The 24,817-nt window shown below is 64.9% G+C and carries 17 protein-coding genes; 12 read left to right on the forward strand and 5 right to left on the reverse strand.

The window, feature by feature from the left end:
• Positions 1-5 precede the first annotated feature (5 nt).
• The 5 genes from LT988_RS17015 to LT988_RS17035 all read left to right on the forward strand — a co-directional run bounded on the left by LT988_RS17015 (position 6) and on the right by LT988_RS17035 (position 5,612).
• Positions 6-971, forward strand: coding sequence for a respiratory chain complex I subunit 1 family protein (locus LT988_RS17015; protein ID WP_232406721.1), 966 nt, complete (start codon positions 6-8; stop codon positions 969-971).
• Complete coding sequence (locus tag LT988_RS17020; protein WP_232406722.1) at positions 968-1,666, forward strand: formate hydrogenlyase; 699 nt, start codon at positions 968-970, stop codon at positions 1,664-1,666. The genes LT988_RS17015 and LT988_RS17020 overlap by 4 nt, the downstream gene beginning before the upstream one ends.
• Positions 1,663-3,159 (forward strand): hydrogenase 4 subunit F, encoded by a 1,497-nt coding sequence (locus LT988_RS17025; RefSeq protein ID WP_232406723.1) that lies wholly within the window; start codon positions 1,663-1,665, stop codon positions 3,157-3,159. The genes LT988_RS17020 and LT988_RS17025 overlap by 4 nt, the downstream gene beginning before the upstream one ends.
• A complete protein-coding gene (locus tag LT988_RS17030) occupies positions 3,156-4,790 on the forward strand; it encodes a hydrogenase large subunit (RefSeq protein ID WP_232406724.1) in 1,635 nt (544 codons plus the stop codon). The genes LT988_RS17025 and LT988_RS17030 overlap by 4 nt, the downstream gene beginning before the upstream one ends.
• A 297-nt stretch (positions 4,791-5,087) precedes the next feature.
• Positions 5,088-5,612: an NADH-quinone oxidoreductase subunit B family protein gene (locus LT988_RS17035; RefSeq protein WP_232406725.1), complete on the forward strand. Its 525-nt coding sequence runs from the start codon at positions 5,088-5,090 to the stop codon at positions 5,610-5,612.
• A 162-nt stretch (positions 5,613-5,774) separates the two neighbouring features.
• On the opposite strand, the gene uvrA is transcribed toward LT988_RS17035, so the two are convergent.
• Together uvrA and LT988_RS17045 are read right to left on the reverse strand one after the other, a co-directional pair.
• Positions 5,775-11,369, reverse strand: coding sequence for an excinuclease ABC subunit UvrA (gene uvrA, locus LT988_RS17040; RefSeq protein WP_232406726.1), 5,595 nt, complete (start codon positions 11,367-11,369; stop codon positions 5,775-5,777).
• 44 nt (positions 11,370-11,413) lie between these two features.
• A complete protein-coding gene (locus LT988_RS17045) occupies positions 11,414-12,475 on the reverse strand; it encodes a GGDEF domain-containing protein (protein WP_232406727.1) in 1,062 nt (353 codons plus the stop codon).
• Positions 12,476-12,786: 311 nt separating this feature from the next.
• Between LT988_RS17045 and LT988_RS17050 the strand changes: the two genes are divergently transcribed.
• Complete coding sequence (locus LT988_RS17050) at positions 12,787-12,948, forward strand: hypothetical protein (protein WP_232406728.1); 162 nt, start codon at positions 12,787-12,789, stop codon at positions 12,946-12,948.
• 189 nt (positions 12,949-13,137) lie between these two features.
• On the opposite strand, the gene LT988_RS17055 is transcribed toward LT988_RS17050, so the two are convergent.
• Entirely contained in the window at positions 13,138-14,748 is a 1,611-nt protein-coding gene (locus LT988_RS17055; protein ID WP_232406729.1) for an AlbA family DNA-binding domain-containing protein, read from the reverse strand.
• A 193-nt stretch (positions 14,749-14,941) separates the two neighbouring features.
• Between LT988_RS17055 and LT988_RS17060 the strand changes: the two genes are divergently transcribed.
• Positions 14,942-15,409 carry a PH domain-containing protein gene (locus tag LT988_RS17060; RefSeq protein ID WP_232406730.1) on the forward strand — a complete coding sequence of 156 codons (468 nt, stop codon included), beginning with the start codon at positions 14,942-14,944 and terminating at the stop codon, positions 15,407-15,409.
• A gap of 37 nt (positions 15,410-15,446) precedes the next feature.
• On the opposite strand, the gene LT988_RS17065 is transcribed toward LT988_RS17060, so the two are convergent.
• Positions 15,447-16,937, reverse strand: coding sequence for a leucyl aminopeptidase (locus LT988_RS17065; RefSeq protein WP_232406731.1), 1,491 nt, complete (start codon positions 16,935-16,937; stop codon positions 15,447-15,449).
• 254 nt (positions 16,938-17,191) lie between these two features.
• Between LT988_RS17065 and lptG the strand changes: the two genes are divergently transcribed.
• Positions 17,192-18,256 (forward strand): LPS export ABC transporter permease LptG, encoded by a 1,065-nt coding sequence (gene lptG, locus LT988_RS17070; protein WP_232406732.1) that lies wholly within the window; start codon positions 17,192-17,194, stop codon positions 18,254-18,256.
• A gap of 8 nt (positions 18,257-18,264) precedes the next feature.
• On the opposite strand, the gene LT988_RS17075 is transcribed toward lptG, so the two are convergent.
• Positions 18,265-18,729, reverse strand: coding sequence for an RDD family protein (locus tag LT988_RS17075; RefSeq protein ID WP_232406733.1), 465 nt, complete (start codon positions 18,727-18,729; stop codon positions 18,265-18,267).
• A 303-nt stretch (positions 18,730-19,032) separates the two neighbouring features.
• Between LT988_RS17075 and LT988_RS17080 the strand changes: the two genes are divergently transcribed.
• The 4 genes from LT988_RS17080 (at position 19,033) to LT988_RS17095 (ending at position 24,772) form a co-directional block, all read left to right on the forward strand.
• The gene (locus tag LT988_RS17080) at positions 19,033-21,633 is read left to right on the forward strand and encodes a PAS domain-containing sensor histidine kinase (protein WP_232406734.1); all 2,601 of its coding nucleotides are present in this window, start codon (positions 19,033-19,035) and stop codon (positions 21,631-21,633) included.
• The gene (locus LT988_RS17085; RefSeq protein ID WP_232406735.1) at positions 21,630-22,256 is read left to right on the forward strand and encodes a response regulator transcription factor; all 627 of its coding nucleotides are present in this window, start codon (positions 21,630-21,632) and stop codon (positions 22,254-22,256) included. The genes LT988_RS17080 and LT988_RS17085 overlap by 4 nt, the downstream gene beginning before the upstream one ends.
• Positions 22,257-22,331: 75 nt before the next feature.
• Positions 22,332-23,315 carry an aldolase catalytic domain-containing protein gene (locus LT988_RS17090; RefSeq protein ID WP_232406736.1) on the forward strand — a complete coding sequence of 328 codons (984 nt, stop codon included), beginning with the start codon at positions 22,332-22,334 and terminating at the stop codon, positions 23,313-23,315.
• 167 nt (positions 23,316-23,482) lie between these two features.
• Positions 23,483-24,772, forward strand: coding sequence for a citrate synthase (locus LT988_RS17095; RefSeq protein WP_232406737.1), 1,290 nt, complete (start codon positions 23,483-23,485; stop codon positions 24,770-24,772).
• The last annotated feature ends 45 nt before the right edge of the window (positions 24,773-24,817 follow it).

Genomic DNA, 24,817 nt, shown 5'->3' on the forward strand with positions numbered 1-24,817 from the left:
ATCCGGTGGTCGACGCACTCACCCCATCCGCCTGGTTGCTCGCTTTCGAGCAGGCGCTCCTATATCCGGCGCTTGCGCCGCTCTTGGTGGGCTGGGTCCGCAAGGTCAGAGCGCGCCTTCAGAACCGGCGCGGGGCCTCGGTCCTTCAGCCCTATCGCGAGCTGCGCAAGCTGCTCTTCAAGGAGGCGCGAGTCGCCCACTCCGCCTCGCCTCTGTTTCGCGCCGCGCCCTCCGTGGTCTTCGTCGCCACCTGGCTGGCGGCGGCGACGGTGCCGCTCCTCACCATCGATCTGCCGATCGCGGTGGTCGCCGACATCATCGTCCTGGCCGGGTTGCTGGCGCTGGCAAGGGTCTTCCTCGCCCTTGCCGGCATGGACGTGGGCACCGCCTTCGGTGGCATGGGCGCCTCGCGCGAGATGATGATCGCCGCCCTGGCCGAGCCGGCGATGCTGATGGCGGTCTTCACCCTGGCCATGACCGCCCACAGCACCAATTTGGGCAGTGTCATCGCGCAGCACCTGGGGGATGCCTTCATCCTGCGCCCCTCCTATCTCTTTGCCTTTGCCGGCCTGACCCTGGTGGCGCTTGCCGAGACCGGTCGCATCCCGGTCGACAATCCGACGACCCACCTGGAGCTGACCATGGTCCACGAGTCCATGGTGCTCGAATACTCGGGTCGGCATCTGGCTCTGATGGAGTGGGCGGCACAGATCAAGCTTCTGCTTTACGGTGTGCTGGTCGCCAACATCTTCTTTCCCTGGGGAATCGCGACGGATCCGGCACTCCTGTCGTTGGCGATCGGCTTAGGTGCCATCCTGCTGAAGCTGGCGGTGCTCGGGGCTGCCTTGGCGGTGGCCGAGACCGTCTTGGCGAAGATGCGCCTGTTCCGTGTTCCGGCCTTTCTGAATCTTGCCCTGCTGCTGGCCCTGCTCGGGCTCTTGAGCCATGTGATCCTGGAGGTCGGGGCATGAACCTTCCGGCGTTGCCGCTGCTGCAACAGTTGGTGGTTCTGCTGGCCGCCCTGGTGCTCTTTCTCTCTTTTGTCCTGCTCGCGCAGAGTCGGCTGGTCTCGGCGATCCATGCCTTCGCCTGGCAGGGCGCTCTGGTCGCCGCGGTCACCGCGGTCGTGGCCCTGAGCGGCGAGGTCCATCATCTGTACTTCTCGGCGGGGTTGACGCTGGTCCTCAAGGCACTGGTGATCCCGGCGATGCTTCACCGACAGGTCCGCGGCCTGCAGCTGGAGCGTCACACCGAGGCCCTGCAGCGTCCGACCCTGGCCATCATGGCGGCCGTCGGGCTGGTGATCTTCAGCTACTGGCTGGTCTTACCGATGGTCGCCGAAGAGCTGGCCTTCACACGCAACATTCTCGCCATCAGCCTTGCGGTGGTCCTGATCGGCTTTCTGATGATGGTGGTGCGCCACCAGGCGGTCGCTCAGGTGCTGGGTTTCATGTCTATCGAGAACGGGCTCTTCCTCGCCGCCGTCTCCGCCACCGGCGGCATGCCCTTGATCGTCGAGTTGGGCGTGGCCTTCGACGTCCTGGTGGCCATGGTCCTGTTCGGGGTCTTCTTCTTTCAGATCCGCGAGAGCATCGATTCGCTGGACGTGGATCGGCTCAATCGTCTAAGCGAGACGGCGGAGATCGCGGGGGAGGAGCGGCCATGACCGCACTCCTGCTTACCCTGCTTGCGCCTTTGCTGGGTGCGCTCGTGCTGGCGCTGGTCAGGCCGCCTGTTGTGGGCGGCTGGCTGAACCTTGCGATCTCGGCGCTCACATTGGCTGCGGCCGGCTGGTTGGCCTGGACGGTGGCGCTGGACGGCGACGTCTTCGGCCGGCTGACCGGTATCGGTTTTCGGGTGGACGCCTTCAACGTCTACCTGGTGGCCTTGACCGCCTTCGTCGGTCTGACCACGTCGATCTTCTCGCGGCCCTACATGCGCCACGTCCGTGCCGAGGGTCGCGTTTATCTCGGCGGGATGCGCGTCTATCACAGCATGTATCAGACCTTCATGCTGACCATGCTTGTCGCGCTCACCACCGACAACCTGGGTGTCCTCTGGGTCGCCGTCGAGGGCGCGACCCTGGCCACCGTTCTGCTGGTCTCGCTCTACCGCACACCCGAGGCGATCGAGGCGGCCTGGAAATACTTCATCCTCTGCGGTGTTGGCATCGCGCTCGCCTTGTTCGGCACGGTCCTGACCTATTTCGCCGCTCAGCACGTCGATTTCGGGGCGGTCGACGAACCCGGCGCCGGTCTGATCTGGAGTAGCCTCTTCACCCATGCCGCCGCGCTCGACCCGACCGTCATGCGCATCGCCTTCGTCTTCCTGCTGGTCGGCTACGGCACCAAGGTCGGCCTGGTGCCCATGCACCAGTGGCTGCCCGACGCCCACTCCGAGGGACCGACACCCATGTCCGCCGTGCTCTCCGGGCTGTTGCTGAACGTCGCACTCTATGCCCTGGTACGCTTCAAGATGCTGGTCGACGGCTCACTGGCGGCGACCGCCTCGCCGCACCTGGCGGGTGGCTTGCTGATGGGCTTCGGGTTGGTCTCCTTCACGGTAGCCGGGCTCTTCCTGCACCGCCAGCGCGACATCAAGCGCCTATTCAGCTACTCCTCCATCGAGCACATGGGGCTCATGACCTTTGCCTTCGGGCTCGGCGGCCCGCTCGCCACCTTCGGCGCGCTGCTGCACATGCTGGTGCATTCGCTGACCAAATCGGCCATCTTCGTCACCGTCGGTTATGCCGCGCACATCGCCGGGAGTCAGGGCATCGAGAAGATCCGCGGACTCATCCGCACCCAGCCGGCGGTCGGCTGGTCGCTGCTGATCGGCGTGGTTGCGATCGCGGGCTTCCCGCCGTTCGGTGTCTTCACCAGCGAGTTTCTGCTGCTCACCGCCACCATGCAGGCGCAGCCTTGGCTGACGCTTCCGCTGGTGATCGGTCTGGCCATCGCCTTCGCAGGACTCTTCCGGCATCTGCACCCGATGGTCTACGGCATCCGGCCTGAAGGCCAACAGCCGGTCCAGGCCAACCTGATCCCGGTCGCTGTCCACCTGGGTCTGGTGCTCTGGCTGGGGCTCGCGATCCCCGGCTTCCTCGCCGCGTGGCTGAACCGGGCGACGCAACTCATCACGGGGGCAAGTCTGCTGTGAGCCGCTTCGACTGGCTGTCCGAGTTTCTCGCACGGTTCGAAGACGATCATCCGATCGCCCGATATGAAGACGTCCGCGCCTTGGCCCCGGCCCATCGTCTGGAGCTCGACGCCGAGGACTGGGGGGCGGCCGGGAAGATCGCTGCGGCGATGGGGCTGAGGCACGCAGGTGTCTGGGCCGACCCGCTCGGGGATCGTCCATCGGAGAGCCCGCAGGAGAGCGGGAGCGAGATCGAAGGTCCGGCCATCCGCGTTCAAGCGTGCCTCGAGCGGGACGGCGACTACCTGATCCTGCAAACCCTGGTTCCGGAAACACGCCCGGTTCTGGACTCGCACACCCCGCTGTTCCCCGGCGTCGATCGCCTGGAGCGCCATGCCCAAGACCTGACCGGCGTGCGCTTTCACGGGCACCCGGACGAGCGGCGTTGGACCCGCCATCAGGCCTGGTCGACCGATGACTTTCCCCTGCGCGCGGATTTCCCGATCGAGGGACGCAGCGTGCGGCGTACCCCGGCCGATGTCGACTACCCCTTCACCCGCATCCAGGGCAGCGGCGTCTACGAGATCCCGGTCGGACCCGTCCATGCCGGCATCATCGAGCCCGGGCACTTCCGTTTCCAGGCTGCGGGCGAGGATGTCATGCGTCTGGAGGCGCGCCTCGGCTATGTCCATCGCGGGATCGAGAAGCTCGCCGTCGGGCGCGATCCGCAGGGTCTGATGCGACTCGCCGGGCGCGTCTCGGGCGACTCGACCGTCGCCCATGCCTGGGCTGCCGCTCAGGCGATGGAACGGGCCGTTGGTTGCGCACTGCCGCCACGCGCGACGAGCCTGCGCGCCATCCTGGCCGAGCGCGAGCGCATTGCCAACCACCTCGGCGACATCGGCGCCATCTGCAACGATGTCGGCTTCGCCTTCGCCCATGTCCAATGTGCCCGGTTGCGCGAGCAGTGGCAGCGCCGCAGCGCCGCGCTCTTCAGCCACCGCCTGATGATGGACACACTGGTCCCGGGCGGTGTCGCCCACGACATCTCGGAGACCGACTTCCGCGAGCTGCGTCTCGACCACGCGGCCCTTCACAAGGCCATCGCGCCCCTGTTCGATATCATCGACGACCACCCGTCGCTCGACGACCGTCTGATCGGCACCGGCATCCTCGCGCAGGCCGACGCCCGCGCGCTCGGTTGTACCGGCTATGTCGGCAAGGCCAGCGGCCTTGCGTTCGATGTCCGTCGCGACAATCCCTATGCGCCTTACGACCAGGTGCGTGTCGAGGTCCCCGGAGAGACGGCGGGCGACGTCGCTGCCCGCGTTCGGGTTCGCATGAAGGAGGTTTGCGCGAGTCTCTGGATGCTCGATCGACTGCTGGATGCCCTGCCGGAGGGCGAGATCGCCGTACCCTTCCCGCTTCCGGAGGAGGGTGCCGTGGGCCTTGGCCTGGTCGAGGGTTGGCGAGGGGAGATCCTCTGTTTCGTGCGGTTCGCCGCGGAGGGCCGGATCGCCCGCTACTTCCCGCGCGACCCGAGTTGGTTCACCTGGCCGGCCCTGGAGCGCCTGATTCACGGCAACATCGTTCCCGATTTTCCGGTGTGCAATAAGTCGGTCAACGGGTCTTATGCGGGGGTGGATCTCTGAACCGCGCCACCATGCGACAGGCGCGATTGGCTCTTGATTCGGGCCTCAAGTCCATCAACGAACGCTTCAGCGGGCGCGGTTCAGGATATTGAATGCTTTTTTTGGAACCGCGTCATGCGGAGGTTCCATGGGTATCTTCGACATCGCCGGTGGCGATAACCGTCCCTTAGCCACCGTTCAAAGCGATCCATCTTAGCCCCTCCCTCGCGGGAGAGGGGTTGGGGAGAGGGGGAGAATGAACCGAAATGGCTAAGTTGTTTCTGCACCGTCCCCTAGCACTCGGAGACGCGATTCAGCATGTTCCGAATCCTTAAGCAATCCTTCCGCACCGGTGTCGTCACCGAGGCACCGCCGGATCACGACGATGGCGAGCTCGAACGGCTCGGGATCGAGGTGCGCCGACGCATCGATGCGCGCTTCGGCGGCAGTCTCGCCATCCGCCAGGTCGATGCGGGCTCCTGCAACGGCTGCGAGCTCGAGATCCATGCGCTCGACAACCCTTTCTACGATGTGGAGCGCTTCGGCATCCACTTCGTTGCCTCGCCGCGCCATGCCGACGTGCTGCTCGTGACCGGTCCGGTCTCGCGTCATATGGAGACCGCACTGCGTCGCACCTGGCGCGCCATTCCGTCCCCGAAATTCGTCGTCGCCGCCGGGACCTGCGCCTGCGACGGCGGGGAGATCGGGGTCTCTTATGCCTCCTGCGGTCCGATCGAGAACGTCGTCCCGGTGGATGTGAAGATCCCTGGTTGCCCGCCTTCGCCGATGGATCTTTTGAAAGGATTGCTCGGGGCGCTGGTGATCGATCGAGAGCGCGTTTGACCCACAGCGCCTCGCGGTGGCCGGGGACGCCTGGTCTCCTTCGCGGCTCCGGGCGACAGCGATTCCTGCTTGGTTGACATGCCCGGAAACTGCCTTATCGTTTGAGGCATTGATCGGCCGAGTTGCGGGGTCGGTGAACGCCGATGCGACGTTCCGAGCGTGCTACTGTGCCGAGCCCGTCTGATCTGTGCTTCGGAGATGCTCCCGCAACGCGCAGGCGGTCGGCAATTCGCCGGCGGCTGCAATCGTCTCGGGTGTCCCTTCCGCGACGATCCGGCCGCCCGCGTCGCCGGCTTCGGGGCCGAGGTCGATGATCCAGTCGGCCTCGGCCATGAGGTCGAGGTTGTGCTCGATGACCAGGACCGAATGGCCGGCGTCGACCAGTCGGTGCAGGACGCTGAGCAGGCGCTCGACGTCGGCCATGTGCAGTCCGACGGTCGGCTCGTCGAGGACGTAGAGTGTGGGGCGGGCGGTACGCTGGGTCTTGATCGAGGCGGGGCCGGACTCCTGTCCCCGCGTAGGCGTCGACCGGGCCTTGGTCAGCTCGGTGACGAGTTTGATGCGTTGGGCCTCGCCGCCCGAGAGTGTGGGGCTCGGCTGGCCGAGTTGCAGATAGCCGAGTCCGACATCTCGGAGCAGGGCGAGCGGGTGGTGGATGGCGCGGTGGGCGCTGAAGACATCCACGGCCTCGTCGACGCTTAGGCGCAAGACCTGCCCGATATCGAGTCCTTGGTAGCGGACCTCGCGGGTCTCGCGGTCGAAACGGCTACCGCCGCAGACCTCGCAGGTCATGCGGACATCCGGCAGGAAGCTCATCTCGAGCTTCTGAACCCCCTGTCCTTCGCAGGCGCTGCAACGCCCGCCGCTGGTGTTGAAGGAGAAGCGTGCCGGGCTCCAGCCGAGGATGCGGGCTTCCGACGTGGCGGCGAAGAGACGGCGGATCGGGTCCCAGAAACCGACGTAGGTGGCGGGGCAGGAGCGGGGCGTTTTGCCGATCGGGGTCTGGTCGACCTCCAGGACGCGGGCGAGGCCCTGCCAACCGATCAGGCGTTTGCAGCCGACCAAGGTGCCCTTGCCGGGTCGCGCTCCGGTCTTGCCCTCCTGCGCGAGCAGATTGCGCAGGCTCTTGACCAGGACCTCGCGCACCAGTGTCGACTTGCCCGAGCCCGAGACGCCCGTAATGCAGACCAGCCGGGCGAGCGGGACGCACACCTCGATGTCCTGAAGGTTGTGCCGGCGGGCACCCGAGATCAGGAGCCAGTCGTCGCCCTTGCCGGTCGCACGGGCCGGTCGCGAGCGTTCGCGCGGGCGTGCGAGACAGCGCCCGGTGACGGAGGCCGGATCCTGCATCAGCTCCAGCGCGGTACCGCGGGCGATGATCTCGCCGCCGCGCGTGCCGGCGCCCGGCCCGAGATCGATGACCTCGTCGGCGCGGCGGATGGTTTCCTCGTCGTGCTCGACCACCAGGATGGTATTGCCCTTGGTCTGGAGTCGGTCGAGCCCGTTAAGGAGCAAGCGGTTGTCGCGCGGATGTAGGCCGATGGTCGGCTCGTCGAGGATGTAGCAGACACCGCGCAGATTGGAGCCGAGCTGCGCGGCGAGCCGGATGCGCTGGGCCTCGCCGCCGGAGAGCGTGGGCGCGGCCCGGTCCAGCGTGAGATAGCCGAGTCCGACCTCGGCGAGGAAGGCGAGCCGTTCGCGCACCTCGGCGAGTAGGTCGTGGGCGATGGTGCTCTCGCGGTGATCGAGATGGAGATCGGCGACGAAGTCCCCGGCCTGTTCCACGGTCAGGGCCGAGAGATCGGCGATCGAGCGCTCGCGAAAGCGCACGGCGAGTGCCTGCGGGTTGAGGCGCGCGCCGTGACAGCTCGGGCAGGGGGTCGATTCGATGGCGTCGTCCTCCTGCCACTGGTCCTCTTCGCCCGACTGCTCCGCGTCGAAACCGCGTAGCGCCAGTCCGGTTCCGAAACAGTCGCCGCACCAGCCTTGCTTGGAGTTGAAGCTGAACAGCCGCGGGTCCGGCTCGGGCAGGGCGATCCCGCAGCTCGGGCAGGCGCGTCGGGTCGAGTAGGGCGTCTCCGCGCCCCATGTGCCGTCGGCGACCGCCACGACACGGAGCGCGCCCTTGCCGAGATCCAGGGCCTGGTCCAGCAGGGTGCGCAACGCGTCTTCGTGATCGGGCCGGATGGCGATCTCCCCGACCGGCAGGTCGATGCTGTGCTCGCGATAGCGGTCGAGCCGGGGCCATTCGCGGGTCTCGACCGGCTCGCCGTCGACCCGGAGCACGAACCAGCCGTGCCGCGCGGCCCACTCGGCCAATTCCTTGTAGATGCCTTTGCGGGCGACGACCAAGGGAGCCATGAGGGCGACCTGTTGGCCCGCGTGATCGCGCTGAATCCGTTCCAGGATGGCATCCCGGCTCATGGGTTCGATGGGGACCGCGCAGGTGGGGCAGGTCTGAAGCCCGAGCCGAACGTAGAGCAGACGCAGATAGTGGTGGATCTCGGTGAGCGTGCCGACCGTGCTCTTGGCCCCGCCGCGGCTGGTGCGCTGCTCGATGGCGACGGTGGGCGGGATGCCGAGCACGGCATCGACATCGGGGCGCGCGGCGGGCTGGACGAACTGCCGGGCGTAGGCGTTGAGCGACTCCAGAAAGCGCCGCTGGCCCTCGGCAAAGAGGATATCGAAGGCGAGCGTGCTTTTGCCGCTGCCCGAGACCCCGGTGATGACGGTGAAGCGGTCGCGCGCGATCGTGAGGGACAGATCCTTGAGGTTGTGCTCGCGGGCGTGGATGACCGAGATGAGCCCGTTGTCGGCAATTACGGCGTTGCCGGCGCTCGTCATGAAGCGCGGCGGGGCCTCCGCGATCGCGGTTTCCGGTGTTCCCGCGCGCGACAGGTCGCGCAAATGCTCGGCCAGGGCGCGCCCGGTGTGGCTCGTCGGATGCGCGGCGACCTGCTCGGGTGTGCCCTTGCAGACCAGTTCGCCGCCGGCCTCGCCGCCCTCGGGGCCGAGGTCGATCAGCCAGTCGGCCGCACCGATCAGGTCGAGATTGTGCTCGATCACGAGCAGCGAATGGCCCTTGTCGAGCAGTCGCCGGAAGGCGTTCAGCAGGACCGCGACATCGGCAAAGTGCAGCCCCGTCGTGGGTTCGTCGAGCAGGAACAGCAGGCCGCCGTCGCGCGCCTTGCTGCGACCGGACTTGGCCAGATGGCCGGCTAGCTTCAGACGCTGGGCCTCGCCGCCCGAGAGCGTCGGCACCGGCTGGCCGAGGCGAAGATAGCCGAGTCCGACCGCGAGCAAGGGCTCCAGCGCGCGTTTCAGGTCGGTATCCTCGTGGAGAAAGGCCAGTGCCTCGGTCGCCGTCATCTCCAGGACATCGGCGATCGAACGTCCGGGCGCGCCGGGTCGGGCGCCGATCTCGACTTCCAGCACGGGTGCGCGGTAGCGCCGGCCGTTGCAGTCGGGACAGCGCAGATAGACATCGGCGAGGAATTGCATCTCCAGATGCTCGTAGCCGTTGCCGCCGCAGGTCGGACAGCGTCCGGTGCCGCTGTTGAAGCTGAAGGTGCCGGCGGTGTAGCCGCGCTCCTTGGCAAGCGGCAGCGCGGCGAAGCGCTTGCGCAGCACGTCGAGCGCGCCGACATAGCTTGCCGGGTTCGAGCGCGAGGTGCGTCCGATGCTCGATTGATCGAGCAACACGACATCGGCGATCAGGTGATCCCCGTCGATCCCGGCGTGCGCGCCCGGCGGCTCGTCGGGGTGGCCCTTGCGCTGGCAGAGTGCGTTGTAGAGAACCTCCTGTACCAGGGTTGACTTGCCGGATCCCGAGATGCCCGTGACGACCACCAAACGGTGAAGCGGGATCTCGACATCGACCCCTTTGAGGTTGTGAGCCTGTGCGCCGCGGATGCGGATGCGCGGCCCGTTGGGGGCCGGGGGATCGGGCGGATGGCCAGCGGCGACCTGTCGCCGTCCCGCCAGATAGTCGCCGGTGAGCGAGCCGGGCGTCCGGATCAGGTCCGCCGGCGGCCCCTCGAAGAGGATGCGTCCGCCCTGTTGGCCGGGCCCGGGACCGATGTCGATGATCCGATCCGCCGCCCGCATCACCTGCGGATCGTGCTCGACCACCACCAGCGAATTGCCCTGGTCGCGCAGCCGTCGCAGGATGGAGACGACCCGGTCCATGTCGCGCGGATGCAGGCCGATGCTGGGCTCGTCCAGCACGAAGAGTGCGTTGACCAGCGTGCTGCCGAGTGCCGTGGTCAGGTTGATGCGTTGCACCTCGCCGCCCGAGAGGGTGCGCGACTGGCGATCCAGTGTGAGGTAGCCGAGCCCGACCTCGCAGAGATAGCGTAGGCGCGAGCGGATGCCCTCGATTAGCAGATCCAGCGCCGGATCCAGCGGCAGGGCGTCGCAAAAGTCACGGCAGGCGTTCAAGGGCAAGCGCATCAGATCATGGATGCAGAGTCCGGGTAGCGCCTGCCAGGGCGCCTCCTCCATGCCGATTCGCCCGTGCCGGAAGCGGCGCTCGGGCGGCAGCGCCCGATCCGCAAGCGTCCTGTCCCCCACGCGCCAATCCAGCGCCTCGTCGGTCAGTCTGGCCCCGTCGCAGGCGGTGCAGACATCGTAGGCGCGGTAGCGCGAGAGCAGCACGCGCACATGCATCTTGTAGCTGCGCCCTTCGAGCCAGGCGAAGAAGCGTCGCAACCCGTACCAGACACCGGCCTCCCACTCGCCTTCGCCCTCGATGACCCAGGCCCGATCGTCGTCGGTGAGGTCGCGCCAAGGCAGATCGGTCGGGATGCCGCGGCGGTGCGCGAAGCCCATCAGGTCTTCTTGGACCTCCGAATAACTGTCGGACTGGATGGGCTTGATCGCGCCTTCGAGCAACGATTTCGACGGATCCGGCACGACCAGCGACCAGTCGATCCCGATGGTGCGCCCGAAACCCCGACAGGTCGGGCAGGCGCCGACGGGCGAGTTGAAGGAGAAGCGGCTCGGCGTCGGGTCCGCATAGGCGATGTCGCAGTCGGCGCAATGCAGATCGGCCGAGAAGCGCCAGGGCGGGCCGGGTTGACGGTTCGCATCGAGCGGATAGACCCGGATGCGTCCGTGACCGCGGGCCAGCGCGGTCTCGATGGCCTCGATCGCGCGTCCGCGCTGCTCGGCGCTCAGACGCAGCCGGTCTTGAATCACCTCGATGGCGGTCGCGTCCTCCGACAGGATCCGGACATAGCCCTGTTGGGCGAGCAGGATCTTGACCGCCTCGACGTCGAGCGATTCGGGCACCGGAACGGCGAAGGCGATCGAGACGTTTCGGTCGGCGGCCTCTGGCAGGGTGATCAGGTGCTCCCAGATCCCCTCGGGCGTATCGCGCCGGACCTCGCGGCCGCAGCCCCGACAGAAGAGCCGGGCGGTGCGGGCGAACAGGAGCTTCAGGTGATCGTTCAGCTCCGTCATGGTGCCGACGGTGGAGCGCGAGGTGCGCACCGGGTTGGTCTGATCGATCGCGATCGCGGGCGGGATGCCCTCGATCCGGTCGGCCGCAGGGCGGTCCATCCGATCGAGAAACTGACGCGCGTAGGGCGAGAAGGTCTCGACATAGCGTCGCTGCCCCTCGGCATAGAGTGTGTCGAAGGCGAGCGACGACTTGCCGGAGCCCGAGACGCCGGTCACGACGATCAACTCGCCGAGCGGCAGGTCCAGATCGATGTCTTTGAGGTTGTTCTGGCGCACCCCGCGCAGGCGGATCATCTCCGTTTGCCGGCTCGGTTCCGACGTTGGTGTCTCGGGTCGATTCAACGCTTGGAAATCTCGCTGTAGGCCACGACACGGTTGCGTCCGGCGTGCTTGCTTGCGTAAAGCGCCTCGTCGGCACGCACCATGAGGTCGTCGACATCGGTCGCCATGCTCGGGTAAGTGGCGTAGCCGATGCTGACCGTCGTCGTGACCGCGTCCTCGCGCGTGTCGATCAATGTGTTGGCGACCATCGCTCGGATGCGCTCGCCGGCCTCCCGTGCGTCCTGCTCGGTGGTTTCGGGTAGGAGCAGAATGAACTCGTCGCCGCCGTAACGGGCGACCAGATCCGCGGTGCGGATGCTTCGGCGGATCCCCTCGGCGACGGCGCGGATGACCTGGTTTCCGACGCTGTGTCCGTAGCGATCGTTGACCTCCTTGAGGTTGTCCGCGTCCACCATCATGAGCCCGAACGGACGGGCCTGCAGCGCGGCGGCCTGTTTGTGGCGAGCGAGGGCGGCCGAGAAGGCGCGCATATTCGGCAGGCCCGTGAGATCGTCGGTCTCCGAGAGACGCTGCACGAAATTGCGGGAAAAACTCATATCCGAGGCGATCAGCGAGGTGACGTAGGCGACCAAGGCAACGGGCGCGAACACGAGCATGAGGCGACTGAAGGTGGAGTAGGCGAAAAGCTCGGTTCCTTCGATCGTGTAGGCCGCCAACAGATAGAAGCTGGCAATGAGACCGACCTCGAGGAGCGTGATGAGCTTGCCGAGCGTCAAGGCGCTGAAGACGATGACGAGCAGGAAGAGACTGATCAGAGGGCTGTCGACCTTGCCTGTGTGCCAGACCACGAAGGCCGTGAAGGTCAGCATGGCCCAGGTCTCGATCGTGAGCTTCCAGCGCGCCGGCAGGGTGAAGAGGTTCAGGTAGCGGAAGCCCAAGATAAACACGGCGAACACGGCGATCGCAGCGGCGATGCCCAGGGTCTGCTCGACGGGCTCGTCCGGCACGACCAGGTAGACCAGGACCAAGACAAGCAACAGCCATTCGATCTCGGCGAGGGTTCGATTGAAGCCGGTCAGCTCGACCGGATCCGGTGCCGCGACATCCCGTTTTTTCATTTCTGATCGTCCCGCCGACGGCTTGTCTGTTTCGCGATGGTTCGTAAGGAACCGATTCTAAACCGCTCTAAACCCGTCCTTCGCGGACGAACGGCGCATTGCCTTAGCCGGCTCGCGAGGCTTCATCCGCGGGGAGACCCCCGGCGCGGACCGATTTCCACGCATTCTCCATTGTCATTCTGCGTCACGGGGTCTGTAGTTGAGCCTTGTGGTTGGCTTTGCTGACCCTACGTTTCTCTCGTCGGGCAAGCCGGATCAGAAATTCGGCGGGCCCAGCTTCAGCAACCCATCTCGATCGAGGATCCAAGCCCATGTCGATGCGTCTCTCCACCCTTGCCACTGCCATTCTCCTGGGTTCCATGCTGGTCGCCGGCTCCCTCATGACGGCTCACGCCGGTGAAGGTTGCACCAAGGACAAGAACAAGGAGAGCGGAACCTCCGCAGCCTACCCGTCCACGATTCGGCAGCTCTAAGCCGCGCTTTTCAGTCCTTTAAGATGATCGAGGCGGGGCAACCCCGTTTCGATCGCTTGCTTCGACGAGGCGCAGTTCAGGATTTTTCGTGTTTTAACTTCCTGAACCGCGTTTCTTCGACACCCCCGAATCTCACCGACAACCAAATAAGTCCCACTCCGCGCCTAACCTGCCCTAACGCGGTTCAAATCAGAACCGACCGCGAATATATTTGAGTGCACGGCTGATCGGCAGCTCGATGTTCGACGGACCATTGCGGATGATAAACAACTCGCGGTTCTTGTCGTCGTGCAGGAAGGTCGGCGTGTCCGCGCGCTCGCACTCGACCGCTCCCACGCGTAGACCCTCCAGGTCATAGAGGTCAAAGCGCACGAATCGTGCGTACTCGGCGCCGATATGGTGGTTGAGCAGGTTCTTGAAATGCAACCTGCACTTGTCCTCGTTCTCGAACTTGTCGGCCTCCAACCCCAGCACGGTTCCCTTGTCCGATACCCCGAGCAACAGTATCCCGCCTTCCGAATTCAGGAAGGCCGCGACGGCCTTCAGCCAAGCAAGCTCGATCTCGCGACCCGTCGCCTTGCTGTGCAGGTTCATGCGCATCGTCGATTTGAATTCCAGATGCGTACTTTCGCCCGAGTCGATCAGCTCGCGCAGATCGTCCTCGGCGCGACGCCGGTCGATGCTGAGCTTGGGAGTGTCGCGTAATTGGCGGTGATACTTGCGCACCACCAGCGTTGTCATGCCCAGACTCGCCATCAGGATGCCAAGCACCGTCAGCGCAACGATATGCCACCGGCTCTGGAGGATCGCGAGGGTCTCGGAGACAGGGATGACCACGCCGGCCCAACCGCCCGAGAGGTCCTCGGTCAGCGGTCTGAAGCCGCCCCACCACTGAACCCCCGAGCTGGTGAAACGGATGAGACCCTGTGACGGTCGGCCCGCCAGGTTCCAGGCCGACACGGCGTCGAATGCCAGGGGCCCGCCGGGCGTAAGGTGGGCTGAAAAGAAACCGCTGGCCTGCTCCGGATCCGGGGCTCGTGCGCTGTCCACGGGAACATAGACGCCGCCCGCCCCGCTGAAGAGAAAACCGCGTCCTTCGGCGGCGACCGCATGTCGCTCGATGCTCTCCACGATTGTCTGAATGGTGACGTCCAGTGCGGTGACCCGCAGCTGTCCCGACTGCATCCAACCCAAGGATGCGGTGAGTCCTGGGACCTGGGTCGACTCGAACACATAGGGTCGGGTCCAGAGCAGGGTGCCGGGTCGATCGGCCGCGGCGGTGAACCAGGGGCGCGTGTTCGAATCGTACTCGCTTGTCTCCTCGCGCGTCCCCAGAGGGCGCAGCTCGGCGTCCCAGCGCGTGATGCGCATCGGCTGTCCCGTTCCTGGATCCCGCAGTCGGCTCATCCAGCCGTCGCCGTCGCGCCGCAGAAAATACTCGGCGCCGTCGGCCGAGGCATCGATCGCGCCTGCGATTTGGCCCATGTGCGCGAGAATCGGAGTCAGGCGTTGATTCAACGCCCCCTCGTCGGTTGGGGTCAGACCCGCAGCCGCCAGACCGTCTCGAATGATCAGGAGTTGTTGCTCGACCGGCACCAAGAGGCTGCGAACCTCGTCGCGAACCAACGCGGTTGCGGCCTCGATGCGGCTTTCGGCCAGATCTTCCTTGATGAGGTTGATCAGGAGGATATTGATGGCCACCAACAGGCCGACGGTCAGGAGCACCAGCAGCACAAGGTCGCGAAGGAGCCGCGAGCGGATCGGACCCGACGAGGTCCGCAGCAGTGAGAAGGGTGTCATGGAGAGGCTTGTCGTCCTGAGACTGAGGGGCGGTGTTGCGTCCGGGGTTCGGCGACACGCAATCGCGCGAAATATTCCCCTGCTCTGGGTATAGTAGCCCCGCCCGCACGTGGTGACCGCGTGCTCACGTCGCGCGGGACGCGGCGGCGAGACATGTCGACCGATCCTCCAGGCAAAGAGATAGGAGATGCCGATGTCCGAGATCCATTACGACGCTCATCCCTCGATGTTGCGGATTCGTCCCTTTTCGACCCCATTGATCATCATCCTGATGCTGGCGGGGATCCTGTTCGCCGTCACGGGTTCGGCATTGATCCCGGTTCCACTGCCCGAGCCGCTCGATGACCGAATCGTGAAGATTGCGGGCATGGTCGTCGCCGGACTGGCCTTGTTGCAGTTGTGCGTCTGGTGGTTGGCCACGCGATCCGACCATCTCGTAATCCGCGACGACGAGCTGGTCTGGACCCATGGTCTGCTCAGCAAGAACTACACCGAGATCAAGCTCTCCTCGGTCCGCACGGTGCGGCTCCATCAAAGCCTCCTGCAGCGCATCTTGAACGCCGGCGACATCAAGATCTTCACCTCCGGGGACGTTCCGGAATTGATCGTCCGTGGTCTGCCCAACCCGAATCGGCTGCGCGAGCTCCTCAAAGGCCTCTGAACCGCGCGACAGGATCGCATACACCGCCGGACGCCGTTCAGGTGCGATTGAGCAGGAGCTGGGTGAGCAAGGCGACCGGCCGTCCGGTCGAACCCTTCTCCTTGCCGCTCAGCCAGGCGGTGCCGGCGATATCCAGGTGCGCCCAGCGGTAGGCCTTGGCGTAGCGCGCGAGAAAACAGGCGGCGGTGACGGCACCGGCCTCGCGGCCTCCGACGTTGGCCATGTCGGCGAAGTTGGTGTCGAGCTGCTGCTGATAGTCGTCCCACAGGGGCATGCGCCAGGCGCGATCGGCGGCGGATTGGCCGGCCGCGATGATTTCTTCGGCGAGATGATCATCCGTGGTGAAGAGGCCGGAGGCGTGCTTGCCGAGGGCGATGACGCAGGCGCCGGTGAGGGTCGCCAGATCGATCACCAGCTCCGGGTCGAAGCGTTCGCTGTAGGTGAGTGCGTCGCAGAGGATGAGGCGGCCTTCGGCATCCGTGTTGAGGACCTCGATGGTCTGCCCTGACATGCTGGTGACGATGTCGCCGGGTTTGTTGGCGTCGCCGTCGGGCATGTTCTCGGACGAGGGTACGACACCGACCAGGTTGATCGGCAGGCCCAGCTCGCAGGCGGCGAGCATGGTCCCGAAGACGCCTGCCCCGCCGCACATGTCGTATTTCATCTCGTCCATATCGGCGGCCGGCTTGATCGAGATGCCGCCGGTATCGAAAGTGAGGCCCTTGCCGACCAGCACGACCGGCTTGGTGTCGGGCTCGCCGCCGCGATAGTGCATCACGATCAGCTTCGCCGGTTGGCGACTTCCGCGCGATACCGAGAGGAGGGCGCCCATCTTGAGCTCCTCCATGTCGGCCTCTTCGAGGATCTCGGTTTCCAGGTGCTCGTAGCGCTCGCCGAGCTCCACGGCTTTCTCGGCCAGATAGGTCGGGGTGCAGATGTTGCCCGGCAGGTTGCCCAGCTCTTTGGACAGCGTCATGCCGGCCGCGATCGCGCTGCCGTGACGGATCGCCTGCTCGGCGCTCTGCGCGTCGGCCTTCTCGGAGAGCCAAACGTCGAGCCGCTTCAGCGGGGTCTTGGGTGCGTGCTTGTCGTCCTTTTTGGTCAGGGTGTAGCGATAGGTCTTGTCCTCGGCGGTCGTAACGAGATCGCGCACGGCCGCGTAGAGGTCGAGCCCGTCGGGACCGAGCTCTGGCAAGGTGCAAAGCGCTGCCCCCGCATGGGTCTGCTGCAGTGCCGCCACGGCGCCGACCAGTGCCTTGCGATAGTTGTCACGCCCGAACTCCTTGTGTTTTCCGCAGCCGACCACGAGGACCCGCTCGCTGGCCAGGCCGGGCAGATCATAGAGCATGAGGGTGCCGCCGACACGACCGTCCATGTCGCCTTTCTTCAGGAGCTCGGACAGTCGCCCGCCGGTGGCGAGATCGAGCGCTACGGATGGCCCGGCGAGCTTGCGCCCCTCGAAGATCCCGATCAGGATACAGGGCGTCTTGAGTTGAGCGATCTCGCCGGTCTTGATTCTGAATTCCATCGTCGGACTCCTGTTGGAGGGCCAGGGTGAAAGCGTTTTTCGGGCCGGTCGGTCGCGACGGGGTGCGCTGCCGACGGTCGACCGCCTGAGGATCTGGTGCTTTTGATGTCGAACCACGAGTCTACCGGAAGAAATCGTTCGGTCGAAGCCCGCCCGCTCGAGGCGCGCGTGCGCGGCGCGTCGGCTGTGCATCGCCGAGGCGGGTCCGGCGCCCGGGCAAGCGCCGCCCCGGTCGTGTTGCCGGGTCGGGCCTCATGATCATCCTCGAGCGCTATCTGGCGCGCGCGGTCATCGGGGGCACGCTGCTCACCCTTGCGGTCCTGTTGCCGCTTCTAGGTTTTTTCATCCTCGCCGACGAGATCGACGCCGTCGGGGTCGATGGGTATGGACTCGCGGATGCGCTGGTGTTCATGGCGTTGACCCTGCCGCGCTATGCCTATCAGGTCTTCCCCATTGCGACCCTCATCGGCGCCCTGATCGGTCTCGGGGCCTTGGCGAGTCGCTCGGAGCTGGTGGCGATGCGGGCCGCCGGCTTCTCGGTGGCGCGGATCATTCGGGCCGGCCTACTCGGAGGTGTGCTGTTGGCGGCGCTTGCGGTGGTGGTCGGGGAGGTCGTTGCGCCGGTTGCCGAGCAGCGTGGCTTGGAGCTGCGCCGCCAAGCACTCTCCGGCGATGTCGCCCAGCAGACCGCCTACGGTTTCTGGGCCATCGACGGTCGTGCCTATGTCAACATCCGCGAGATCGCCTCGCCGACGCGTCTGCGCGACATCTTCATCTACCAGGTCGACGCGGATGTAGGGTCCCTGGTCGCAACCCATGCGGCCAGTGCGCGCTACAGCGGGGACGGCTGGGTTCTGGAAGACATCGCGCGCAGCCGGGTAAGCGCGGCCGGGGTCGAGGTGGAGCGCACGGAGCGGGCCGAATGGAGCTCGATGCTGGATCCGGGACTGCTCAAGGTGGTCGTCGTCGATCCGCAGATGCTGCCCGTCTGGGGGCTTTACAAATACATTCGCTTCATGACGCTGAACAAGCAGGATGCCGGACCTTACGAGGTCGTCTTCTGGGGGAAGGTGCTGCACCCGGTGCTGACGCTTTCGATGATCTTCGTGGCGATCCCGATCATCCTCGGCTCAGCGCGCACGATTGGGCTCGGGCCGCGTATCTTCGTCGGCGTCTTGGTCGGCATCCTCTACTATCTGGTCAGCCGGACCTTTGCATTCGTCGCGCTGCTGTTCGGGCTTGACCCGCTTGTTGCGGCGATCATGCCGCCGCTGTTGTTCATCACCGGGGCCCTGCTCTTGATGCGCCGGGTCGGCTAGGGACGGCCTCAGGACGTCTTGCCGGGACGCAGAAGCATGACCGGCCGCGTGTGCGAGCGGCGGTCGTGCCAGGCCAGACCGTCTCGGTCGATCAGGCTCCACCAGAGGCCCAGTCCGGCAGGCAAGAGGCTCAACGCGGCCCAGCCGAAGCGTTTGAGTGCATCGCCTGTGTTCAGGTTTTCTCCGTCGTCGCGGATGACACGGAACCTCCATGCGCGCATGCCGAGTGTCTGACCCCCGTGGGTCCAGAAGTAGACGTAGAACCCACAGATCACGATCGCCAGGTAGATCTGCATCAGGGCAAGATGAAGCGGTTGCTCGTTCGGCGAGGTGCCGGTCAGGCTCGTATAGGGGATCACGACCAACATGACCGCGAACATCAGAACGCCGAGCAGCAGCACGCTGTCATAGAGCAGTGCCCCGATACGGCGCAGCAGGGAAGGGATCTTGGCAAGGCTGATGTCGAGGTCCATGGTGTCCTTAAACCGCGCCCGGCGCGGTATGCGATGTTTTGGGATGGGATCAGCCGCTGCCGACTTGACGAGCGTTGCAGTCGGCGCGGTTTAAGATTTTAAAAAATATATTATTTTAAACCGCGTCGCCGCTAAAAGTTGCGGCTGCACATCCGTTGAGCTCACTCGAAGACCAGCATCTCGCTCTGGACGCGGTTTCGGTCTTTGGATTTTTCACTGAAACCGCGTCGAGGAAAAGGCGTCCGATGGACGCGAGGCCGGCCCTGACTCAACGTTGTTTCTTGACACTGCGGACGAGGTTTCATGCGGCTCTCCGTCAAATCCATCCTGTTCGTCCTGTTGCGGCGCGTACCCATGCCCGTCATCGCGATCCTGGTCGGCCTTGCCGTGGGACTTGCGGTGTGGGGCCTTCTCGATCAGGTGCAGAGCCGTCAGGTCGACAAGATCTTCGAGCAGGAGCTTCAGGCGCAGCTCGACCAGCGTGCACGCGAGAGCCTGATTCGCTTCGACCGTTATCTCTCCAACTATGGGGCGACCACACGCCTGCTCGCCAACCATCGGCGCCTATCCGAGTACCTGGAGCCGCTGTTCTGGTTCGAGGACGACGACGCCGAGCCGGTCGTCTACAAGGAGTTTCGGCCGCATTGGCTCCCGGATTTCTTCGAACGCGCGGCGCTGAGCTCCCCGAGTCATGTTCTGCTGACCGACCCGCAGGGTCGGATTCGCGAGGTCTTCCAATCCGGCAACGATCCGCTCCCCGAGGAGATTGCGACCCGAATCCCGACGCGCTTGCTCAACGTGCGCGATGTGCGCTCGGTCATCGAGCGATTCGACGACAAACTCTACTTGGTCAGCAGCGATGCTGTCGAGGACGCCGGTGGCTACGCGATGGGACATCTGGTGGTCCTGGTGCCCGTGGACGACGCCTTTCTGGCCTCGTCCCAACGTGGCGTCTACGTCGGACGCGCCGCGGTAGCCTTGGTGGACGGGGCCGACCAGCGGATCGTCGCGAGCGTCGACTCCGAGATGCTGGTTCCCGGAACTCTGCTGTCGGACTGGTCGGGAAGCTACCTGGTCACCTCGCAGTCCATGGCGGAGTACGAGGGCTCAGACTCGAACGTTTTGTTCGCGACCTTTATCCCGCATGCCGCGGTCGAGAAGATGTCGCGGCATGTCCGCATCTTCGAGCGCCGGCAGCGCGGGATCGCCGCCGCGGTCTACATCCTGGTGTTTACCGCGGTCATCTATCTGGTGTCGTCGCGATTGAATGCGGTGCTGAAACGCATGACGCGGTTCTCCCAACGGGCGCTCGGTATCCCGGAGCCCGGTTTTCATCGCGGCGGCAATCAATTGCTCCTGCTCGAGGAATGGATTCAACATTTCACCCAGCTGGTGCTCAAGGCGCGCGAGGAGATGAGCATGAAGCATCAGGCCGAGATGCGCGAGAGCGAGGCACTTAAAGCGGCCGTCATGGAGGCGTCGCTGGACGCGATCGTGACGCTCGACCAAGGCGGTCGGATCATCGAGCTCAATCCGTCGGCGGAGCGTGTGTTGGGACTCGATCGCGGCGAGGCCACGGGAACCGTCTTCGCCGAACGCTTTCTGCCCGAAATCGCGCGCCCGGCCTTTCAGCGGCTTCTCGATCGCTCGCGCCATCTGCATCGCGAGCCCCAAGGGCGGGGCGAGCTGGTCGCGCTGCGCTCGGACGGCTCGGAGATCCCGGTGGAGATCTCGATCGTGCCGATCGATCTGGAGTCCGAGCGCTTCTACACGCTCTACATCCATGACATTACCGCGCGCAAGCAGGCCGAGCGGGAGATCAAGAGCCTTGCGCGGTTCGCGAGCGAGAGCCCGAACCCGATCCTGCGCGTGACGGGTGAGGGCCTGATCGTGTACGCCAATCGAGCCAGTCGTCCCTTGCTGCAGGCATGGGGCGCCGACCCCGGCGAGCTCTTGCCGGAGGATTGGTGCGCGGAGATCGCCGTCGCGCTCGAAAGCGGTGAGCCCCAAGAACGGGAGCAGGAGATCGCGGGCCAGGTCTATTCGCTGCTGTTCGCACCCATCCGGGATCTCGGTTATCTCAACATCTATGCCCGCGACATCACCGCGGTGCGCCGTGCAGAGCAGGAGGCCCGCCAGCATCAGGCCGAGCTGGTACACGTGTGCCGACTCAGCACCATGGGCGAGATGGCGACCGGCATGGCGCACGAGCTCAATCAGCCCCTCTCGGCGATCGTCAACTATGCCAACGGCTGCTCGCGCCGCCTGCAGAGCGCCTCGTCGAAGACCGAGGATCTGGTCGGCGCCATGGGTCAGATCACGGTGCAGGCGCAACGCGCGAGCGAAATCATTCGTCGCCTGCGCGCCTTGGTCGGCAAACAGCCGCCGATCCGCACCGATGCCGATCTGAATCATCTAGTACGCGAGGTGTGCTCGTTCGTCGAGTTCGAGACCACTCGGCTGGCACTGCAGATCGAGGTGGATCCCGGCGCGCATCCGATTCCCGTCAACGTCGACCTGGTTCAGATCGAGCAAGTGCTGTTGAACCTGGTCCGCAACGCGATCGACGCCCTGCAGGATTCGCCAGAGGACCGTCGTCGTTTGCGTATTCGGACCCGGGTGGAGGGAGATCAGGCCATCGTCGAGGTCGAAGATACCGGCCCCGGCATCACTGCAGATCGCATCCTGCATCTCTTTCATCCCTTTTTTACGACGAAGGAGGGCGGCATGGGCATGGGCTTGGCGATCAGCCAGACCATTGTGGAGAATCATGACGGCCGCATCTGGGCCGAGTCCGAGCCCGGAAAGGGCTCGATCTTTTACGTCTCGCTGCCCCTCGCGCAGGCCAGTGCGCCCGAAGAGACGGCTGCCAGCGAATCCGAGCTCTTGGAGAGCCTGACATGAACACCGACGCAACCGTCTTCGTCGTCGATGACGACCAAGCCATGCGAACCTCTCTGCAGTGGCTGATCGAGTCGACCGGCATGTCGGTCCAGACCTACGAGTCGGCCGACGTCTTTCTCGCCAGCTACTATCCGGGGCGCGCGGGCTGCCTGCTGCTCGATGTGCGGATGCCGGGGATGAGCGGCCTGGAGCTGCAGAGCTACCTGGCACGCGAGGGGTATCGTCTACCGGTAATCCTGATCACCGGGCACGGCGACGTCTCCATGGCGGTGAAGGCGATGAAGGCGGGAGCGGTCGACTTCATCGAGAAACCGTTTCACGACGAAGACCTGCTGCGCAGCATTCGGCGCGCACTCGAGGATGATCAGAGGCAGCGTGCCGGTCAGGCGGTGCGTGCCGATATCGCGGCACGACTCGCGGAGCTCACGCCCCGCGAGCATGAGGTCATGGCGATGGTCACGGACGGCAAGTCGAACAAAGACATCGCCGCCGCACTCGGCGTGAGCGCCAAGACGGTCGAGGCCCACCGCGCCCGGGTGATGGAAAAGATGCGGGCCGACTCCCTTGCCGAGCTGGTCCGGATGGCTTTGATTGCGGCGGCGGACGGGCCCGCCGTGCGCTGAGGTGGGAGAGGTTTGCTCAGAAGTGGTCCGGGCCTCAAAATGACCGATCCTCAATCTTTCTCCGGAGCATGTTTGATGTCCGAAAAGGCCCCCTGGATTACCTTCCGACCCGAGCTTAAGGTGCTCGATTGCACCGTTCGCGACGGGGGGCTCGTCAACGCCCACCGGTTCGGGGATGACTTCGTCGCGGCGCTGTATCGCGCCTGTATCGACGCCGGTATCGACTACATGGAGATCGGCTACAAGAATTCGCCGCGCGTCTTCCCGAAGGACAAGTTTGGTCCCTGGCGCCACTGCGACGAGGCCGATCTGCGTCGCGTGGTCGGTGACCACGATCCCGAGGCCACGGGACTGAAGCTGGCGGTGATGGCCGATGCTGGCAAGAGCGATTGGCAAACCCAGATCCAGCCCGCGAGCGAGAGTGTCCTCTCGATGATCCGTGTCGCCTTCTATGCCCACCAGGTCTCCGAGGCGGTCGATATGATCCGCCACGCGACCGAGCTCGGCTACGAGACCACCGCCAACCTGATGGCGGTCTCCAACATCACCGAGACCGAGATCGATACCGTCCTCGAGGCCATCGCCGAGACGCCGGCGAGCACCATGGTGATTGTCGACAGCTTCGGCTATCTCTATCGCGAACAGATCGACCGGCTCTACCGAAAATACACCGCGGCACTCGAAGGGACCGGCAAGGAGATCGGCATCCACGCCCACAACAATCTCCAATTGGCCTTCGCCAACACCATCGAGGCCATCATCCTGGGCTGCAACCGGGTCGACTCGACGATCTTCGGCTTCGGCCGCGGTGCGGGAAACTGCCATACCGAACTGCTGCTCGGTTTTCTGCGCAATCCGAAGTTCAACGTCCGCCCCATCGTCGAAGTCATCCAAAACCAGATGTTGCCGCTGCGCAAGGAGCTGGATTGGGGCCCGTCGGTCCCCTACAACATCACCGGACAGCTCAATCAACACCCGCGCTCCGCGATCGAGTGGCGCGAGGGTGCGACCCCGGATGACTATCTGACCTTTTACGATAAGGTCGTCTCGGAGATTTGACGGTTGTCGGCCTTCTGCCGCCAGCGACCAGCCGCCGATTCCCGGGCCCAGCGGTCAGCCTCCCCCTCGACAAGCCGGGGTTGAAAGCCGAGAGCAGGCCGCAGAAGTCAGCCGAGCCGTCCGAACGCCGATCCGCGTGAATTCCCCCTCATCCCTTGGAGGATGTCATGTCCGACGAAGCGACCTTGACCGTGGGCGACGCCACCTATCGTTTTCCGATCATCGAGGGGACGGAGGGGGAACGCGCAATCGATATCCGAGCCCTGCGCGCGGAAACCGGCCTGATCACACTTGACCCCGGATACGGCAATACAGGGAGTTGCCGGAGCGCTATTAGCTTCATCGATGGCGAGCAAGGGATTTTGCGCTACCGGGGAATCCCGATCGAGCAGTTCGAAGAGGCGCCGAACTTCGTCGAGGTCGCCTGGCTATTGATCTTCGGTCATCTGCCGAGCCCGGAAGAATACGACACCTTTGCCGCCGATTTGACCGGGTGCGCCAATCTCGACGAGGGGATGAAGCATCACTTCGAGGGTTTCCCTCGGGCAGCGCCGCCGATGGCCATCCTTTCGGCCATGATCAATGCCCTGTCCTGTTTCCATCCGGAGATCTTCGAGCTCCAGGACAAAGATGCGGTGCGGATCGCGTCCGCCGGCCTGATCAGTAAGATCCGCACCATTGCCGCCTACGCCTATCGTCACTCCAAGGGGCTGCCCTACATTTATCCGGATCCTCGGCTCAGATACGTGCCGAATTTTCTGCACATGATGTTCTCGCAGCCTTACGAGCATCATGTCTGCGAGCCGATCGTTCGAGACGCGCTCAACTTGATCCTGTTGCTGCACGCCGATCACGAGCAGAACTGCTCGACCTCGACGGTGCGAATGGTCGGCTCGAGCCAAGCCAATCTCTTCGCCTCCTGTGCGGCTGGCGTCTGTGCGCTTTGGGGTCCGCTGCACGGCGGGGCGAACGTTGCGGTGCTCGAAATGCTCGAGCAGATCCATCAGGGACAGATGACGCCGGACGACTATGTGCGGCTGGCCAAAGACAAGGACAGCAAGGTCCGGTTGATGGGTTTCGGTCACCGGGTCTATCGGAATTTCGACCCGCGCGCACGCATGCTGGCGAAGATCGCAGAGCGACTCTTGCCGCAGCTCGGGGTCAAGGACCCGTTGCTCGACATCGCACGTCGTCTCGAAGAGATCGCGCTCGAAGATCCCTACTTCGTCGAGCGTCAGCTCTATCCCAACGTGGACTTCTACAGCGGCATCATCCTCCGAGCCATCGGGATTCCGGTGAACATGTTTACGGTCATTTTCGCGATCGGGAGACTTCCCGGCTGGATTGCCCACTGGTGGGAGCAGGACCAGACACCCGGCAATAAGATCGCCCGACCGCGCCAGATCTATGTGGGTCCCGAAGAGACCGATCGCGTGCTGTTGAGCGAGCGCCGTTAGTTCGTGCGAGCCGCGTGGGTTCGTGCCCGAAGACCGGATGCGGCG

It is taken from the genome of Thiocapsa bogorovii (genome assembly GCF_021228795.1).
Classification (GTDB): domain Bacteria; phylum Pseudomonadota; class Gammaproteobacteria; order Chromatiales; family Chromatiaceae; genus Thiocapsa; species Thiocapsa bogorovii.

Excerpts from the sequence above, each read along its gene's own strand:
- LT988_RS17020 (WP_232406722.1), top strand. The coding sequence starts at position 968 with ATGAACCTTCCGGCGTTGCCGCTGCTGCAACAGTTGGTGGTTCTGCTG.
- LT988_RS17025 (WP_232406723.1), top strand. The coding sequence starts at position 1,663 with ATGACCGCACTCCTGCTTACCCTGCTTGCGCCTTTGCTGGGTGCGCTC.
- LT988_RS17035 (WP_232406725.1), top strand. The coding sequence starts at position 5,088 with ATGTTCCGAATCCTTAAGCAATCCTTCCGCACCGGTGTCGTCACCGAG.
- uvrA (WP_232406726.1), bottom strand. The coding sequence starts at position 11,369 with ATGATCCGCCTGCGCGGGGTGCGCCAGAACAACCTCAAAGACATCGAT.
- LT988_RS17045 (WP_232406727.1), bottom strand. The coding sequence starts at position 12,475 with ATGAAAAAACGGGATGTCGCGGCACCGGATCCGGTCGAGCTGACCGGC.
- LT988_RS17050 (WP_232406728.1), top strand. The coding sequence starts at position 12,787 with ATGTCGATGCGTCTCTCCACCCTTGCCACTGCCATTCTCCTGGGTTCC.
- LT988_RS17055 (WP_232406729.1), bottom strand. The coding sequence starts at position 14,748 with ATGACACCCTTCTCACTGCTGCGGACCTCGTCGGGTCCGATCCGCTCG.
- LT988_RS17060 (WP_232406730.1), top strand. The coding sequence starts at position 14,942 with ATGTCCGAGATCCATTACGACGCTCATCCCTCGATGTTGCGGATTCGT.
- LT988_RS17065 (WP_232406731.1), bottom strand. The coding sequence starts at position 16,937 with ATGGAATTCAGAATCAAGACCGGCGAGATCGCTCAACTCAAGACGCCC.
- lptG (WP_232406732.1), top strand. The coding sequence starts at position 17,192 with ATGATCATCCTCGAGCGCTATCTGGCGCGCGCGGTCATCGGGGGCACG.
- LT988_RS17075 (WP_232406733.1), bottom strand. The coding sequence starts at position 18,729 with ATGGACCTCGACATCAGCCTTGCCAAGATCCCTTCCCTGCTGCGCCGT.
- LT988_RS17080 (WP_232406734.1), top strand. The coding sequence starts at position 19,033 with ATGCGGCTCTCCGTCAAATCCATCCTGTTCGTCCTGTTGCGGCGCGTA.
- LT988_RS17085 (WP_232406735.1), top strand. The coding sequence starts at position 21,630 with ATGAACACCGACGCAACCGTCTTCGTCGTCGATGACGACCAAGCCATG.
- LT988_RS17090 (WP_232406736.1), top strand. The coding sequence starts at position 22,332 with ATGTCCGAAAAGGCCCCCTGGATTACCTTCCGACCCGAGCTTAAGGTG.
- LT988_RS17095 (WP_232406737.1), top strand. The coding sequence starts at position 23,483 with ATGTCCGACGAAGCGACCTTGACCGTGGGCGACGCCACCTATCGTTTT.